We start from the raw sequence: 14,175 nt of genomic DNA, 5'->3' as shown, positions 1-14,175 counted from the left end.
CCACTAGCTACTTACTCGGTACCGACGATGTGGGGCGTGATATTTTGTCACGCTTGATTTATGGTGCTCGACTTTCCTTGTTTATTGGTTGCCTTGTGGTGACCTTGTCACTAGGTATTGGTGTGATTTTAGGTTTGATTGCCGGCTTCTTCCGCGGTTACATCGAAACCATCATCATGCGCGCAGTAGACATTATGTTGGCGATGCCGAGCCTATTATTAGCGATTGCGATTGTGGCTATCTTAGGTCCAAGCATCTTTAATGCGGCGATGGCGATTGCCATTGTATCCATGCCTCACTATGTGCGTTTAACTCGGGCGTCGACCATTGCCGAGCTAAATAAAGACTATGTAATCTCTTCTCGCGTGGCTGGCGCCGGTTCGTTGCGTTTGATGTTTATTACAATTTTACCTAACTGTGTTGCGCCGTTAATTGTGCAAGCCACTTTAGGCTTTTCCAATGCGATTCTTGATATGGCTGCGTTGGGTTTCTTAGGTCTAGGCGCTCAGCCTCCAACACCAGAGTGGGGCAGTATGCTGGCAGATGCGCTGCAGTTTGTGCAACGTGCTTGGTGGGTGGTGACCTTCCCCGGTTTGGTGATTTTGTTAACGGTATTAGCCTTTAACTTGATGGGCGATGGCTTGCGCGATGCGCTTGATCCCAAGTTGAAACAGTAGGAGAAATCTTGTGTCTTTATTAGAAGTGAATAACCTTACTGTTGAGTTTGGTGATGGGGATAACCCTTTTCGAGCGGTTGACCAAGTTGGCTATAGCGTAGAGAAAGGCGAAATTGTTGGTATTGTAGGGGAATCGGGTTCGGGTAAGAGCGTTAGCTCGCTATCCATTATGGGCTTGATTGAATACCCCGGAAAAGTTAAGGCTGAAACCCTCAAGTTTGAAGGGCAAGACTTATTAGCTATGTCGGAAAACAAACGCCGCGCCATTACTGGTGCCGAAATCGCGATGATTTTCCAAGAGCCGATGTCTAGCTTAAATCCGTGTTATACCGTTGAGTACCAAATTAGCGAAGCGCTAAAAATTCACCAAAGCGGTGATAAGAAATGGCGTCGTCAACGGGTAATTGAGCTGCTAGAACAGGTGGGTATTCCGGATCCTAAATCTCGCTTGAAGAGCTATCCTCACCAGTTGTCTGGCGGAATGAGCCAACGAGTGATGATTGCCATGGCCATTGCTTGTGATCCCAAACTGTTGATTGCTGATGAACCGACCACCGCTTTGGACGTGACTATTCAGGCGCAGATCGTGGACTTGCTATTAGAGCTGCAAAAGCAAAAAAATATGGGTTTAGTATTAATTACCCATGACTTGGCGCTAGTAGCCGAGTCGGCGCATCGGGTGATCGTGATGTATGCCGGACAGGTGGTTGAAACAGGACCGGCCGAAGAGATCTTCTCTAAGCCGAAACATCCTTATACCCAAGCTCTGTTGCGTTCTCTGCCAGAGTCTTCAGCCGGGAAAGACCGTTTAGATGCGCTGCCAGGGGTGGTTCCTGGGGCTTATGACCGTCCTGTGGGGTGTTTGCTAAACCCTCGTTGCCCTTACGCGACAGAGCGTTGTCAGCAACAACAACCGCCTCTGCAAGGCGAAGGGAAGCGACAAGTAAGATGTTTCACTCCACTAGATGAAAGCGGGAGACCAAGCGCATGAGTGACAGTATTATCAAAGCCGCCGCGCTGCAGGCCGAAGCAAGCACCGAACAACAGTCGGTATTGTCAGTGAATGGGGTGAAGAAGCATTACCAAGTTAAAGCTGGGATGTTTAAACCCGATGCAACGGTAAAGGCCTTGGATGGAGTTAGCTTTAGCCTAGAGAAAGGCAAAACCTTGGCGGTGGTGGGTGAGTCGGGCTGTGGTAAGTCAACTCTAGCTCGTGTGCTCACCATGATTGAGACACCTACCGCAGGTGAGCTGTGTTTCGATGGCAAAGATATTTTAAGCTTGGGTAAAGACGCCGCTAAGGTGTTGCGGCAAAAGATCCAAATTATCTTCCAAAACCCCTATGGTTCGCTTAACCCGCGGAAGAAGGTGGGAACTATTTTAGAAGAGCCTTTGGTTATTAACAGTGACATGACGAAGGCCGAGCGTAAGCAGAAAGCCTTGGCTATGTTGGCCAAAGTGGGCTTAAGACCAGAGCACTATGATCGCTATCCACATATGTTTTCTGGTGGTCAGCGCCAGCGTATCGCGATTGCACGTGGTTTGATGCTGGATCCTAAGGTGGTGGTGGCTGACGAACCGGTATCTGCGCTGGACGTATCGGTGCAAGCTCAGGTGCTCAATCTAATGATGGATCTGCAGCAAGAGATGGGTTTAAGTTACATCTTTATTTCTCACGATTTATCGGTGGTAGAACACATTGCCGATGAGGTAATGGTGATGTATTTGGGTAAGGCAGTAGAATACGCCTCTTGTGAGGAATTATTTAACAATCCAAAGCACCCTTATACTCAGGCTCTGTTATCGAGTACTCCGCGGCTAGACCCCGCACATCGTCGCGAGAAAATTAAGCTGGAGGGCGAACTACCTTCACCGCTTAATCCTCCTGCCGGTTGTGCTTTTCACGCCCGTTGTCGCTTTGCCAATGAACGTTGTCATCAATCACAACCTGCCTTGGTTCAAGAGGCTAACGCGCAAGTGGCTTGTTTCGCTCGAGAAGAAGGGCGAATTGCGTAAGTTATTTAGCGTGACCAAAAAAGCGGGTTTTTCCCGCTTTTTTTATCGCTTTTTTCGGTGTAACGTAGCGGTATTCTGTTCGTATGGGGTGAATAGCTTGCTATTGCCAAGAAAATCAAAGACTCAGCTTGGTACTTGGCTGGTATTATTATTTATGTTTGGCGCAAGCGCAGCCCAAGCTAAAGAGTTGGTCTGGGGAACAGCCTTTCATACTGAGCCTCAGCCGATCGTGGATGATTTAGATACTTCGCGAAACTTCGTTAACCATCTGTTGTTTGACCCTTTGTTTTTAAGTGATCAGCAAGGGCGCATTGGTCTGGGCCTGGTGACTAAGTGGAAAATCATTTCGCCCACCCAAGTTCAATTTGAGTTGCGCGATGGCGTAAAGTTTCATTCTGGTAATGTGTTGAGTGCTGAAGATGTAGAGTGGACCTTCCAGCAAATTAATCAACAAGCTAACTTACATACTCTGTTTGCCCCAATTAAGAGCCTACGAGCGATCAATCGCTTGCAGTTTGAGGTGCAAACTTTTCGCCCGTTCTCTCAACTTATTCAACGCCTTAGCCTCGTTTTCCCGGTGGATAAGCAGTTCTATTTAGCGCAACAACAAGCCGAAAATGGATCTCATGTTGTTCAAATATCGGGAACGGGGGCTTACAAATTGAGCCGTTACGTTCCGGGTATTGTGACCGAGTTTAGTGTAAATCCAGATTATTGGCGTAAGCGCGAGGGCAATGTTAGTAGTATAAAGGTGGTGCCGATAAAGCAGGTCGAAATGCGCATGGCTAGCCTGTTTTCTCGTGATGTTGATATCATCGATCATGTGCCCGATAACTATGTTGACTTGCTTAATAAAGATAAGCAATTATCGGTGATTCAGACGCGCGGTTTGAAGTGGTTAGCCATTGAATTGAATCAGCACCATCCCGCTTTAGCCAAGCGTCGAGTCCGTCAGGCTATTAATTTAGCGATAGATAATGCACGTTTAGCCGAGGGGCTTGGTCCTTACGCCATGGCTTCTACACAACTGAGCATTCCCGGGCAGGCCGGATATAACGAGCAACTATTACCACGTTATAACTTACTATTGGCTCATCAACTATTGCAACAAGCTGGTTATCAAGAGGGTTTTAGCTTGAGTATGGCCATTCCCAATACTTTGTTTGACGAACAATCTAAGGTGGTTTCGCAGTTGGTGTCGATGTTGGATCGAGTAAATATTCGCTTGATTCCAAGTTGGTTGGATGAAGCCGATTACCAAATTAACGTGAGCCAGTGCTTGAGTGATTTGGTATTAACTCGGCGGCAAAAAGATGCGGGTAATGTGTTGTCTATTGCACGCTCTATGTACTTAAACGATGAGCAGGCAGAGCCGCAGCAAGCCACTCGTTGTCAGGTATATCAAAATGATGAGGTGTCGGCATTAATTCTGAAAGCAGAGCAGGAGTTAGATGACCAGCAACGCGCATTGATTATTCGCGACTTGGAAAAGGTCATGTACCAGCAAGCGGCGTTTGTACCGCTGTACTGGCAACGTAAGATTTGGGCGACTAATCGCCGCCTTGATATAAATAGCTTAAATCGTAACAGCCCGTTTCCTTTGTTTGAGCATCTGCAGGTACTCGATTAATTAGCGGGCAAGAAACTGCTCAATTTTTTGTTGAATGCCTGCGCTGTCTAGACCAAGCAAATGATAAATTTCTTGTTGGCTGCCTTGTTCAATAAACTCGTCAGGCAGGCCAATATTGAGTACTTTGACTTGGTTTAGCTGTTCGGCAAACAAAAATTCATTAACAGCAGAGCCCGCGCCGCCTTGAATGGCATTTTCTTCCAGTGTCACTAGTACATCATGGCTGTTAGCCAAGGCTTTGATACAGTCTTTATCGAGAGGCTTAATAAAGCGCATATCCACTAGGCTTGCGTTTAATTGCTCAGCGACTGATTGGCATTGGCAAAGTAAGCTGCCAAAGTTGAGTATCGCAATGTTCGCGCCTTCTCGAAGCACTCTTGCTTTGCCTATTTCTATCGTACTCATCTGGGCTTCTATCGGCGTATTATCGGCTCCGCCACGCGGGTAACGAACTGCGGCTGGGCCTTGGTGCAGGTGGCCGGTATAGAGCATTTGCCGGCATTCGTTTTCATTGGCTGGGGCCATAATGACTAGATTGGGAATCGCTCGTAAGTAGCTTAGGTCAAAAGCCCCTTGGTGAGTGGGGCCGTCGGCACCCACAATACCGGCTCGGTCTATGGCAAATAGCACTGGCAAGTTTTGAATAGCCACATCGTGGATCACTTGGTCATAGGCACGCTGCAGGAAGCTACTATAGATGGCTACCACTGGGTGATAACCAGAGATGGCTAAGCCAGCAGCGAAGGTGACCGCGTGTTGCTCGGCAATGGCTACATCAAAATATTGCTCAGGGAACTCTTTAGAAAAACGAACCATGCCCGAACCCTCGCGCATAGCTGGAGTAATTCCCATTAATTTGGGGTCTATGGCGGCCATGTCGCATAGCCAGTCGCCAAACACCTTGGAAAAGGTGGGGGCGCTGCCGCTGCTTTTAGGTAAGTTATTTAGGCTGGGATCAAACTTAGGAACACCATGATAACCGATGGGATCTTGCTCGGCAGGAAGATAGCCTTTGCCCTTTTTGGTCATCACATGCAGAAGTTGTGGGCCTTTTAAGTCGCGCATGTTATTCAGGGTGCGAACTAAGCCTTTTACATCGTGGCCATCGATGGGGCCAATATAGTTAAAACCAAATTCTTCAAATAAGGTACCTGGTACCACCATGCCTTTAAGATGCTCTTCGGCGCGTCGAGCCAGCTCTTTTATCGGTGGCATACCGCTCAGTACTTTCTTACCGCCTTCGCGCAACGAGGAATACAGTGAGCCAGAGAGTATATTGGCTAAAGAGTTATTCAGTGCGCCAACATTCTCAGAAATAGACATTTCGTTATCGTTAAGAATCACCAGCATGTCGTTGTGAATTGCGCCAGCATGGTTAAGCGCTTCAAAAGCCATACCGGCAGTCATTGCGCCGTCGCCGATCACCGCCACTACTTTACGGCCTTGCTGCTCTTTCTCGGCAGCGATGGCCATACCCAAGGCGGCCCCAATAGAGGTGCTAGAGTGACCAACACTAAGTACATCGTACTCGCTCTCTTCTCGCCAAGGAAAGGGATGTAAACCTTTGAATTGGCGAATGGTGGGCATTTGTTCACGTCGACCGGTGAGGATCTTGTGAGGATAGGCTTGGTGGCCTACATCCCAGACTAATTTGTCAAAGGGGGTATCGTAAACATAATGTAAGGCAACGGTCAGTTCCACCGCGCCTAAACCAGAGGCAAGATGACCGCTGGACTGACTGACACTGTTCAATAAATATTGACGAAGCTCATCGCATAATTGAGGTAATTGCTGCGCCTCTAATTGGCGTAAATCGGCGGGCAAATTTGCTCGCGCGAGAGTAGGGTAATTTTTAATATTCAGTGTCATATAAAATGCTTATCATTATTTTTATTGTTGACGACTAGTTGTTTCGATGCACGACGTAATCGGCTAGCAAAGCTAGCATTTGGCTATTGTAAGGCAAACGCTCTAATGCTTGAAGCGCTTCTTTGCCTAAGCTTTCCGCTTTGTCGATGGCGCCCTGTAATCCCAATAAACTAGGGTAGGTACTTTTATTTAAAGCCTGATCAGAGCCCTGCGGTTTTCCTAAAGTATCGGTATCACTAATGATGTCTAAAATATCGTCTCTTACCTGAAAGGCTAGGCCTAGAGCATCGGCATAGGCGCTTAAGGCTTGCTGCTCTGGCTGTGCAATGTTGCCACAAATAGCACCTAACATAATGGCGGCTTTTATCAATGCGCCGGTTTTATGCTGATGCAGCTGTTCGAGTTGCTGCAGCGATATTTTTTGATTGGTTGATACGATGTCTATGGCTTGGCCACCACACATGCCTTGATAACCGGCAGCTTGGCTGAGTACCCTCAACATCATCACTTTTTGTTGGTCACTTACCGGCGCATCGGCAATCAGGCTAAAGGCCAAGCTTTGTAAGGCATCGCCCGCAAGAATCGCGGTTGCCTCATCAAAGGCCTTGTGACAGGTGGGCTGGCCGCGGCGCAGGTCGTCGTCGTCCATGGCGGGTAAATCATCATGAATCAATGAATAGGCGTGAATGCATTCCACCGCTGCTGCAGCGGCATCTAGGGCTTGACTGTCGGCGTCGTTGAGCTGCCCCACCAAATAGACCAATAAGGGGCGGATCCGCTTACCACCCAGCAGTAAACCATGGCGCATTGCGGCTAACAGCTGAGGCTCAGTTGCTCCTTGTGCAGCCAGAATTTGCTCAAGGTGATGATTGATTCGGCTTTGGTAGTCAGCAATGCAGCTGGCTAGCTGTTGATTCACTCAGATGGCTCCTGAATTAAGGGTTCTAGGGTATCGCCACTGGCTTGGTGACGAAGAACGTCCACTTGTTGTTGGGCTTGTTGTAATTTACTCTGGCCTGCATTGGCTAAGCTGATCCCGCGTTCAAATTGTTTAAGAGATTCTTCTAAACTTAACTCGCCTTGCTCTAATTGCTGAACAATATCTTCTAGTTCATTGAGCGTCTCTTCAAATTTCATGTTTTCTGGTTTTTTGACGGCCATGGTCAATCCCTCTCAAGCTAGTGCTGGCGCAAACTTACCCTAGGCTCTGTGGGAGGTCAAACTTGCAACTCAAGTATTTTCATTTTGGCCGATAAATATAATAGTGCTTGAGCTTTCAAGACCTTGAAATGAGAACACAAAATTATCTTCGATTCTGTTTTTGGAGTAGGCTAGTATTAGTAAAATAAAAATCTCTAGGCTACAGGTTAAAAGGAAAACACAGTGGATTTAGCAACGCTGATTGGGATTATCGGCGCCTTCGCATTCGTAGTAATGGCGATGGTGATGGGGGGAGGAATTGGTATCTTTGTCGATATTCCTTCGGTACTAATTGTTTTTTGTGGCTCTTTGTTTGTTGTATTGATGAAATACAACCTAGGGCAATTTCTAGGCGCGGTTAAAATCGCCGCCAAAGCCTTTATGTTTAAGGTTGATAAACCTGAAGACTTGATTGAGCGTTCGGTAGAAATGGCCGACGCTGCGCGTAAAGGCGGATTCTTAGCACTAGAAGAAGCTGAAATTAGCAATCCCTTTATGCAGAAGGGCATTGACATGCTAGTAGATGGGCATGACGCCGATGTGGTGCGTTCCACCATGGAAAAAGACATCCTATTAACCTCTGAGCGACATGAAATGGGAGCCGGTATCTTCAAAGCCTTGGGGGATGTAGGCCCAGCGATGGGGATGATTGGTACCTTGATTGGTTTGGTGGCTATGCTATCTAACATGGACGACCCTAAATCGATTGGTCCTGCGATGGCGGTGGCCTTGTTAACTACCTTGTATGGTGCCATTTTGGCTAACATGGTGGCGATCCCCATTAGTGAGAAACTGATGCTGCGCTCTGGAGAAGAAAAGCTTAATCGAAGCTTGATTTTGGATGCGGTGCTGGGGATCCAAGATGGTCAAAACCCGCGAGTAATTGAAGGGGTGCTGAAAAACTATCTTCCAGAGGGCAAACGCTCTTTGGGCACCACTGACGACTAGATGAGGCAATAATGGAAGAACCTTGCAAATGTCCCCCGGAAGGATTGCCCGCTTGGATGGGCACCTTTGCCGATTTGATGTCTTTGTTGATGTGCTTCTTCGTATTGCTGTTGGCCTTCTCTGAAATGGACGTGCTTAAATTTAAGCAAATTGCCGGCTCAATGAAGTATGCCTTTGGTGTGCAGAACTTACTTGAAGTTAAAGATATTCCCAAAGGCACCTCGGTCATCGCTCAAGAATTTCGCCCGGGTCGCCCAGAGCCCACACCAATTGAAACTATCATGCAGCAAACCATTGATATGACTCAGGCGAAACTGGAATTTCATGATGGTGAAGAGGCCGACGCGGGTGGCCAACAAAAAGCTGCTGGTCAGCAAACGGGGGGACGCTCGTCGGCGACTCAGGCTCAGTCCTCACAGAGTCAATCACAAACTCAGGCCGAGCAAAACCAAACTGCTAAACGGATTGCCCAACAGTTGCGCGACCAAATTGAAGATGGCGCCATCGAGGTTGAGTCTTTAGGCCAGCAAATCATTATTCGGGTTCGTGAGAAAGGGGCCTTTCCATCTGGCTCGGCTTTTCTACAACCTAAATTTAGACCGGTGATCCGCCGGGTGGGCGAAGTGATTAAAGACATACCCGGCATTGTTACGGTGTCGGGACATACCGATAATCAACAAGCTGAGTCAGAGTTGTATCGCTCAAACTGGGATCTGTCTAGTCAGCGTGCGGTGTCGGTGGCCCATGAGTTGATTAAAGTCGATGGCTTTGCCGAAGAGCGTTTAGTAGTGAGTGGCTTGGCCGATACTCACCCTTTAGTGCCTAATAATACTTTGGAAAATCGCCGCCGTAATCGTCGTGTTGAGATCGGCATAATGCAAGGTAAGGCCAGCCAGTCGGGCGAAATATCCGTCTCAGAAGAGCAATAACCCTCCCACCTAGCCGACACCTCAGTATCACCGAGGTGTCGGCTAGGTCGTTTATCCGCTTCGATTAACAACAAGATTGGCTCGTTGGCTTAAGTCGCGTTATAATTCGCGCCCAAATTTATCAAGGCCCAGAGTTATGAAGTTCATCGTTAAGTTATTCCCTGAAATTGCCATGAAGAGTAAGCCTGTGCGTAAGCGCTTTAGCAAAATTCTTCAAAGCAATATTCGTAATGTTATCAGTGCCTTTGATGACTCGATTAGGGTGCGCTTAGATTGGGACAGAATGGTAGTGACTTCGCGTAATGACAGTGAAGAGAATCGTGCGGCTTTGATTGAGGCACTATCATCGACTCCTGGTATTGTTCACTTTCTTGAAGTTAGCCAGCATCACTATACCGATTTACACCACATTTATGAGCTGACTTACGAGGTCTGGAAAGATCGCTTACAAGGCAAAACCTTTTGTGTTCGCGTAAAGCGCAGCGGTCAGCAAGAGTTTTCGTCGATTGAAGTGGAGCGTTATGTTGGAGGCGGTCTAAACCAACATTGTGAAAGCAATGGGGTGCGCCTGAAAAATCCTGATGTAACGGTGAATATCGAAGTGGCTGATGATGTGGTTTATTTGGTTCAAGCCAAGCATCCTGGCTTAGGTGGTTTCCCTATTGCTACCCAAGAAAGCGTGCTGTCTTTACTCTCTGGTGGCTTCGATTCTGGCGTATCTAGTTATCAGCTAATTAAGCGTGGTGCCAAGGTGCATTACTGCTTCTTTAACCTAGGCGGCCGAGCTCATGAGTTGGGGGTTAAACAGGTGGCGCATCATTTGTGGAAACGTTTTGGTTCATCGCACCGGGTTAAGTTTGTGGCGGTGGATTTTGACCCCGTAGTGAATGAGATTTTAGATAAAGTCGACAACGGTCAGATGGGCGTGGTCTTGAAGCGTATGATGGTGCGTGCTGCCTCTAAAATCGCGCAACGCTTGGATATCCCAGCGCTGGTTACTGGCGAAGCCGTTGGTCAAGTATCTAGCCAGACTCTAGTTAATTTAGGCATGATTGATAAGGTTTCAGAGACCTTGATTTTACGCCCGCTGATTGCCACCGATAAACAAGATATTATTGATACCGCAAAGAAAATTGGTACTAATGATTTTGCCGAAACCATGCCTGAATATTGTGGGGTAATCTCTAACAAACCGACGGTTAAGGCGGTTGAGTCAAAGCTTTTGGCCGAAGAAGATAAGTTTGATTTTTCCATTTTGGAAAAGGTGGTAGAAGAGTGTCGAATTTCCGATATTCGAGATGTGGCTAAAGAAGCCGATCAGCAAGTCATCGAAGTACACAGCGATGAAATCGCTCAGGATAAAGAAGCGGTGGTATTGGACATTCGCTCGATAGAGGAGCAAGAACGTAAGCCCTTTGAATTAGAAGGCGTGGCCGTTCAGCATATTCCGTTTTTTAAGCTGGCCACTCAATTTGGCGACTTAGACCAAAGCAAGCATTATTTACTGTATTGTGACCGAGGCGTAATGAGTAAATTGCAAGCGCTATATCTGCAGGATGCTGGCTTTAAAAATGTTGGGGTTTATAGTCAACAATAGCCGTTAAATAAAGCCAGCGATAGCTGGCTTTTTTGTTTCATTTATATCGGAAAGTAGTTAAAAAATAAGGTTTTTTGTTCATATATGTTTTTTTAATCGGATTTTGCTAAAGATTCCTTCAAACTCCGAGTCTTATCACACCCTTAGTGTTCATATGGTATAGACTTAAATTAGGTTTTAGTAAAAAGGGGTAGATGTATGAGCGCTTTGTTTTTAGTTACCGCCGTTGGAGAGGACAAGCCTGGTACACTAAATCACTTGGCTGATATCACCCATTCCCATCAAGGGAAGTGGTTAAGCAGTCGCGTGGTGAATTTAGACGGTTACGTCGCCTGTATTTTTAAAGTACAAGTACCACAAAAAAATAGCCAAGCCTTACAAGAGCGCTTGCTTGGCCTCGAAGAGTTGCAAGTGACCATTCATCAATGTAAACCGGCTCACCTAGTGGAAGCAGAGCCAATACGCTTGTCAATTGATGCCGAAGATCGCCCTGGATTGATTAGCGATATTACCCGCTTATTGGCTGGACATGGTGTTAATGTAAACAAATTGGAATGTCACCGAGTCAGTGTGCCTGATGCCGGAGAAAATGTATTTACCGCAGAATTTGATTTAATGGTGCCAGATAATGAAAACACGGCCAGCATCATTGCTGAGATAGAGGGTTTACAAGAGCAGATGGTGGTATCACAAATTTAATAGTGATGGGCTGTGGTGCTTTTAGGGCTGTAGCTACAGCCCTTTTTATTGGCGTTTATTTAAGGTTAAATTCTTTTACCGCATTCAAAATACTACGGATACTATATTGGCCGATGAATTTGCCGTTCTCAACCACTGGCATTCTGCGGCGTTTTTGTTTTATCAGCATTTCCGCGACGGCTAAAATATCCATGTTGGTGCCTACGCTATCCACTTCTTCGGTCATAAATTCTTTTACTGTTCCGCCGATTTCCCCATGATAGGTACCCTTAAGGATGGCTTGTAAGCAGTCTATCTCTGAAATAACACCCACCACTTCTTTGTTGTCGTTTAACACGGTGGCACCCGATACCTTAGCTGCCAGCATAATATCTATGGCTTCAAACAGTGAGGTTGATGGTTTTACAGTGACGGGATTTTTGGTCATGTAATCAATTGCTCGAATGGACCTTAGGGCCATGTTTTATTCCTTTATTTGGCAGGGTTTTATCTAGATATGAATGATAAAGGTGTATTTTGTCCAGTTGTTTGTATGAAAAACTGGCGTAAGTTAAAAGAAAATGGGTAAGTTTGAGTAATATGTAGTAATGCTGTTGCGCATTGGCTGGCCGCTTATACGAGGCTGATGTTCGCAGCCAAGCCTAAGCCGTTACGACCTTGGTAGCACAGACCGGATATTGTGAGCCCTCGGCTCTCACTTTGCGGAGATACACGTTACACTGGATAACATTGCTGCGCTTGCTAAACATGAGAAAAATGGAATGAGTCAACGTAAATTGCATGAGCTATTTTCGCCGAAATCTATTGCGGTTATCGGGGCATCGAACCGTGCTTTGCGCTCGGGTAATGTAGTGATGAAAAACTTGATGAGCGCTGGCTTCAATGGTCCAGTCATGCCAGTTACGCCTAAATACAAAGCAGTGTTAGGGGTACTGGCTTATCCGAGTATAGAAGAGTTACCCCAGCGCCCAGACTTGGCGATAATTTGTGTTAACGCGGCGCGCTTGCCTGAGGTCGTAGAAAAGCTTGGCCAGTTCGGCTGCAAGGCTGCGGTGATTACCGCTGGTGGCTTAGACATTAAAGCCGAGGGCAAAACGCAAGACATTGCTAGTGAGATTCTGCTGCTGGCGCAGCGTTATGGCATGCGAATTTTGGGGCCTAATAGCTTGGGGATTATGTTACCCAATATTGGTTTAAATGCCTCGTTTGCTCATGCTAATAGCCAGGCTGGAAAAATTGCTTTTGTGTCTCAGTCGGCGGCGGTGTGCACCACGGTTCTAGATTGGGCAAATAATAAGGGCATAGGTTTTTCCTCTTTTATCTCCTTAGGTGATGCTCTAGATATTGATTTTGGCGAGTTACTCGATTACCTCGCTAGAGATGCCAAAACCCAGGTGATTATGTTGTATATCGACTCGGTTAAGGATCCGCAGCGTTTCATGTCGGCGGCTCGCGCAGCATCTCGTAACAAGGCCATTTTGGTGATTAAGTCTGGACGAAGTCGGCTGGGGGCGCAGGCGGCGGCTTTGCATACCGGTGGCCAAGTGGGCAACGATGCGGTTTATGATGCGGCCTTTAAGCGCGCAGGTATGTTAAGGGTTAAAGACTTACACGAGTTATTTGCAGCGGTAGAAACCCTTACTTATGCCAATCCGCTACAGGGTGAGCGCTTAGCCATCATTAGTAATGGTGGAGGTCCTGCGGTGTTGGCGGTTGATGCCTTATTAGAGCGAGGCGGCAAGCTGGCTGAGTTTTCAGAGCAAACCCTAAACAAGTTGTCACAAGTACTGCCCAGCGCCTGGTCTGGGCAAAACCCTTTAGATATTGTAGGTGATGCCGATCCCGCCCGGTATGCTCAGGCCTTAGATATTGTGGCGGGCAGTGGTGAAGCCGATGCTTTACTGCTGATGCATGCCCCCTCGGCCTTAGCTGGCGCTGAAGAAACTGCACAAGCGCTGATCAATGTGATTAAACAAGATAGTCGTGCGCGACGATTGAACATCTTAACCAATTGGATGGGAGAGAGGGCCGCCTATCCTGGACGTTTGGCCTTTAGTAAGGCGGGGATCCCCACTTATCGCACTCCAGAAGGGGCGGTAGGGGCGTTCATGCATATGGTAGAGTTTCGCCGTAACCAAAAGCTACTTTCAGAAACGCCCAGTAGTACCGACAAAACCATGGTCGACCAAGCGGCTAGACAAATTTTGCAGCAAGCCATTGCCAAGGAGGTGTGGGTACTCGAAACTCACGACGCTAAACCCTTATTGCAAGCTTACGGTTTAAATACCATTGAAACTTGGTTCGTCCGTGATGTAACCGAAGCGCTGGCTTGCGCTGAAGAAATTGGTTATCCGGTGGCGCTTAAAATACAGTCTCCAGATATTTTGCATAAGTCTGATGTACATGGCGTAAGTTTGAATATTAATAATGCACATCAGTTAGAAATTGCAGCGGAGTCCATGTTGGCAAGGGTGAAGCAGGCCTATCCTCAAGCTAGAGTAGAAGGCATGATATTGCAACGCATGGCCTTAACTGCTGGCGCGCAGGAATTGCGGGTGGCGGTGATTAGTGACCCGGTGTTTGGCCCGGCTATTTTCTTAGGCGAGGGCG

13 protein-coding genes are annotated in these 14,175 nt (G+C 47.1%); 9 read left to right on the top strand and 4 right to left on the bottom strand.

The window, feature by feature from the left end; genetic code table 11:
• The 4 genes from ACQY6Q_RS16570 to ACQY6Q_RS16555 form a co-directional block, all read left to right on the top strand.
• On the top strand, positions 1–677 hold a 677-nt coding region (locus ACQY6Q_RS16570), incomplete at its 5' end, for an ABC transporter permease subunit (RefSeq protein WP_427983148.1).
• 10 nt (positions 678–687) lie between these two features.
• Positions 688–1,668 (top strand): dipeptide ABC transporter ATP-binding protein, encoded by a 981-nt coding sequence (dppD, locus tag ACQY6Q_RS16565; protein ID WP_427983146.1) that lies wholly within the window; start codon positions 688–690, stop codon positions 1,666–1,668.
• On the top strand, positions 1,665–2,693 hold the full coding sequence (locus ACQY6Q_RS16560) for a peptide ABC transporter ATP-binding protein (protein WP_427983144.1): 1,029 nt from the start codon (positions 1,665–1,667) through the stop codon (positions 2,691–2,693). The genes dppD and ACQY6Q_RS16560 overlap by 4 nt, the downstream gene beginning before the upstream one ends.
• Positions 2,686–4,323 (top strand): ABC transporter substrate-binding protein, encoded by a 1,638-nt coding sequence (locus ACQY6Q_RS16555; protein ID WP_427983142.1) that lies wholly within the window; start codon positions 2,686–2,688, stop codon positions 4,321–4,323. The genes ACQY6Q_RS16560 and ACQY6Q_RS16555 overlap by 8 nt, the downstream gene beginning before the upstream one ends.
• Here the strand turns inward: ACQY6Q_RS16555 and dxs are convergent, their stop codons facing one another.
• The 3 genes from dxs to ACQY6Q_RS16540 are packed head-to-tail and all read right to left on the bottom strand — an operon-like array spanning position 4,324 to position 7,353.
• Positions 4,324–6,192: a 1-deoxy-D-xylulose-5-phosphate synthase gene (gene dxs, locus ACQY6Q_RS16550; RefSeq protein WP_427983140.1), complete on the bottom strand. Its 1,869-nt coding sequence runs from the start codon at positions 6,190–6,192 to the stop codon at positions 4,324–4,326.
• 34 nt (positions 6,193–6,226) lie between these two features.
• Positions 6,227–7,111, bottom strand: coding sequence for a (2E,6E)-farnesyl diphosphate synthase (gene ispA / locus ACQY6Q_RS16545; protein ID WP_427983138.1), 885 nt, complete (start codon positions 7,109–7,111; stop codon positions 6,227–6,229).
• Positions 7,108–7,353, bottom strand: a complete 246-nt coding sequence (locus ACQY6Q_RS16540) for an exodeoxyribonuclease VII small subunit (RefSeq protein WP_055732404.1) — start codon at positions 7,351–7,353, stop codon at positions 7,108–7,110. The genes ispA and ACQY6Q_RS16540 overlap by 4 nt, the downstream gene beginning before the upstream one ends.
• Before the next feature lie 222 nt (positions 7,354–7,575).
• On the opposite strand from ACQY6Q_RS16540, the gene pomA reads away from it, so the two are divergent.
• The 4 genes from pomA (at position 7,576) to ACQY6Q_RS16520 (ending at position 11,565) form a co-directional block, all read left to right on the top strand.
• Positions 7,576–8,340, top strand: coding sequence for a flagellar motor protein PomA (gene pomA / locus ACQY6Q_RS16535; protein ID WP_055732403.1), 765 nt, complete (start codon positions 7,576–7,578; stop codon positions 8,338–8,340).
• 8 nt (positions 8,341–8,348) lie between these two features.
• Positions 8,349–9,269, top strand: coding sequence for a flagellar motor protein MotB (locus ACQY6Q_RS16530; RefSeq protein WP_427983150.1), 921 nt, complete (start codon positions 8,349–8,351; stop codon positions 9,267–9,269).
• A gap of 136 nt (positions 9,270–9,405) precedes the next feature.
• Entirely contained in the window at positions 9,406–10,866 is a 1,461-nt protein-coding gene (thiI, locus tag ACQY6Q_RS16525) for a tRNA uracil 4-sulfurtransferase ThiI (protein ID WP_427983134.1), read from the top strand.
• A gap of 198 nt (positions 10,867–11,064) precedes the next feature.
• On the top strand, positions 11,065–11,565 hold the full coding sequence (locus tag ACQY6Q_RS16520) for a glycine cleavage system protein R (protein ID WP_427983132.1): 501 nt from the start codon (positions 11,065–11,067) through the stop codon (positions 11,563–11,565).
• Between the two features lie 55 nt (positions 11,566–11,620).
• On the opposite strand, the gene ACQY6Q_RS16515 is transcribed toward ACQY6Q_RS16520, so the two are convergent.
• Entirely contained in the window at positions 11,621–12,025 is a 405-nt protein-coding gene (locus ACQY6Q_RS16515; protein ID WP_427983129.1) for a CBS domain-containing protein, read from the bottom strand.
• A gap of 301 nt (positions 12,026–12,326) precedes the next feature.
• On the opposite strand from ACQY6Q_RS16515, the gene ACQY6Q_RS16510 reads away from it, so the two are divergent.
• The coding region (locus ACQY6Q_RS16510; RefSeq protein WP_427983126.1) for an acetate--CoA ligase family protein at positions 12,327–14,175 on the top strand (1,849 nt) is incomplete at its 3' end.

The organism is Agarivorans sp. (genome assembly GCF_050295395.1).
GTDB lineage: Bacteria > Pseudomonadota > Gammaproteobacteria > Enterobacterales > Celerinatantimonadaceae > Agarivorans.
The sequence above is the reverse complement of the archived record's forward strand: the minus strand, read 5'-3'. Positions and strand labels throughout refer to the sequence as shown.

Bases quoted from the DNA above. Each gene is read 5' to 3' on its own strand.
- ACQY6Q_RS16520 (WP_427983132.1), top strand. From the start codon at position 11,065: ATGAGCGCTTTGTTTTTAGTTACCGCCGTTGGAGAGGACAAGCCTGGT.
- ACQY6Q_RS16515 (WP_427983129.1), bottom strand. From the start codon at position 12,025: ATGGCCCTAAGGTCCATTCGAGCAATTGATTACATGACCAAAAATCCC.
- ACQY6Q_RS16540 (WP_055732404.1), bottom strand. From the start codon at position 7,353: ATGGCCGTCAAAAAACCAGAAAACATGAAATTTGAAGAGACGCTCAAT.
- thiI (WP_427983134.1), top strand. From the start codon at position 9,406: ATGAAGTTCATCGTTAAGTTATTCCCTGAAATTGCCATGAAGAGTAAG.
- ACQY6Q_RS16560 (WP_427983144.1), top strand. From the start codon at position 1,665: ATGAGTGACAGTATTATCAAAGCCGCCGCGCTGCAGGCCGAAGCAAGC.
- dxs (WP_427983140.1), bottom strand. From the start codon at position 6,192: ATGACACTGAATATTAAAAATTACCCTACTCTCGCGCGAGCAAATTTG.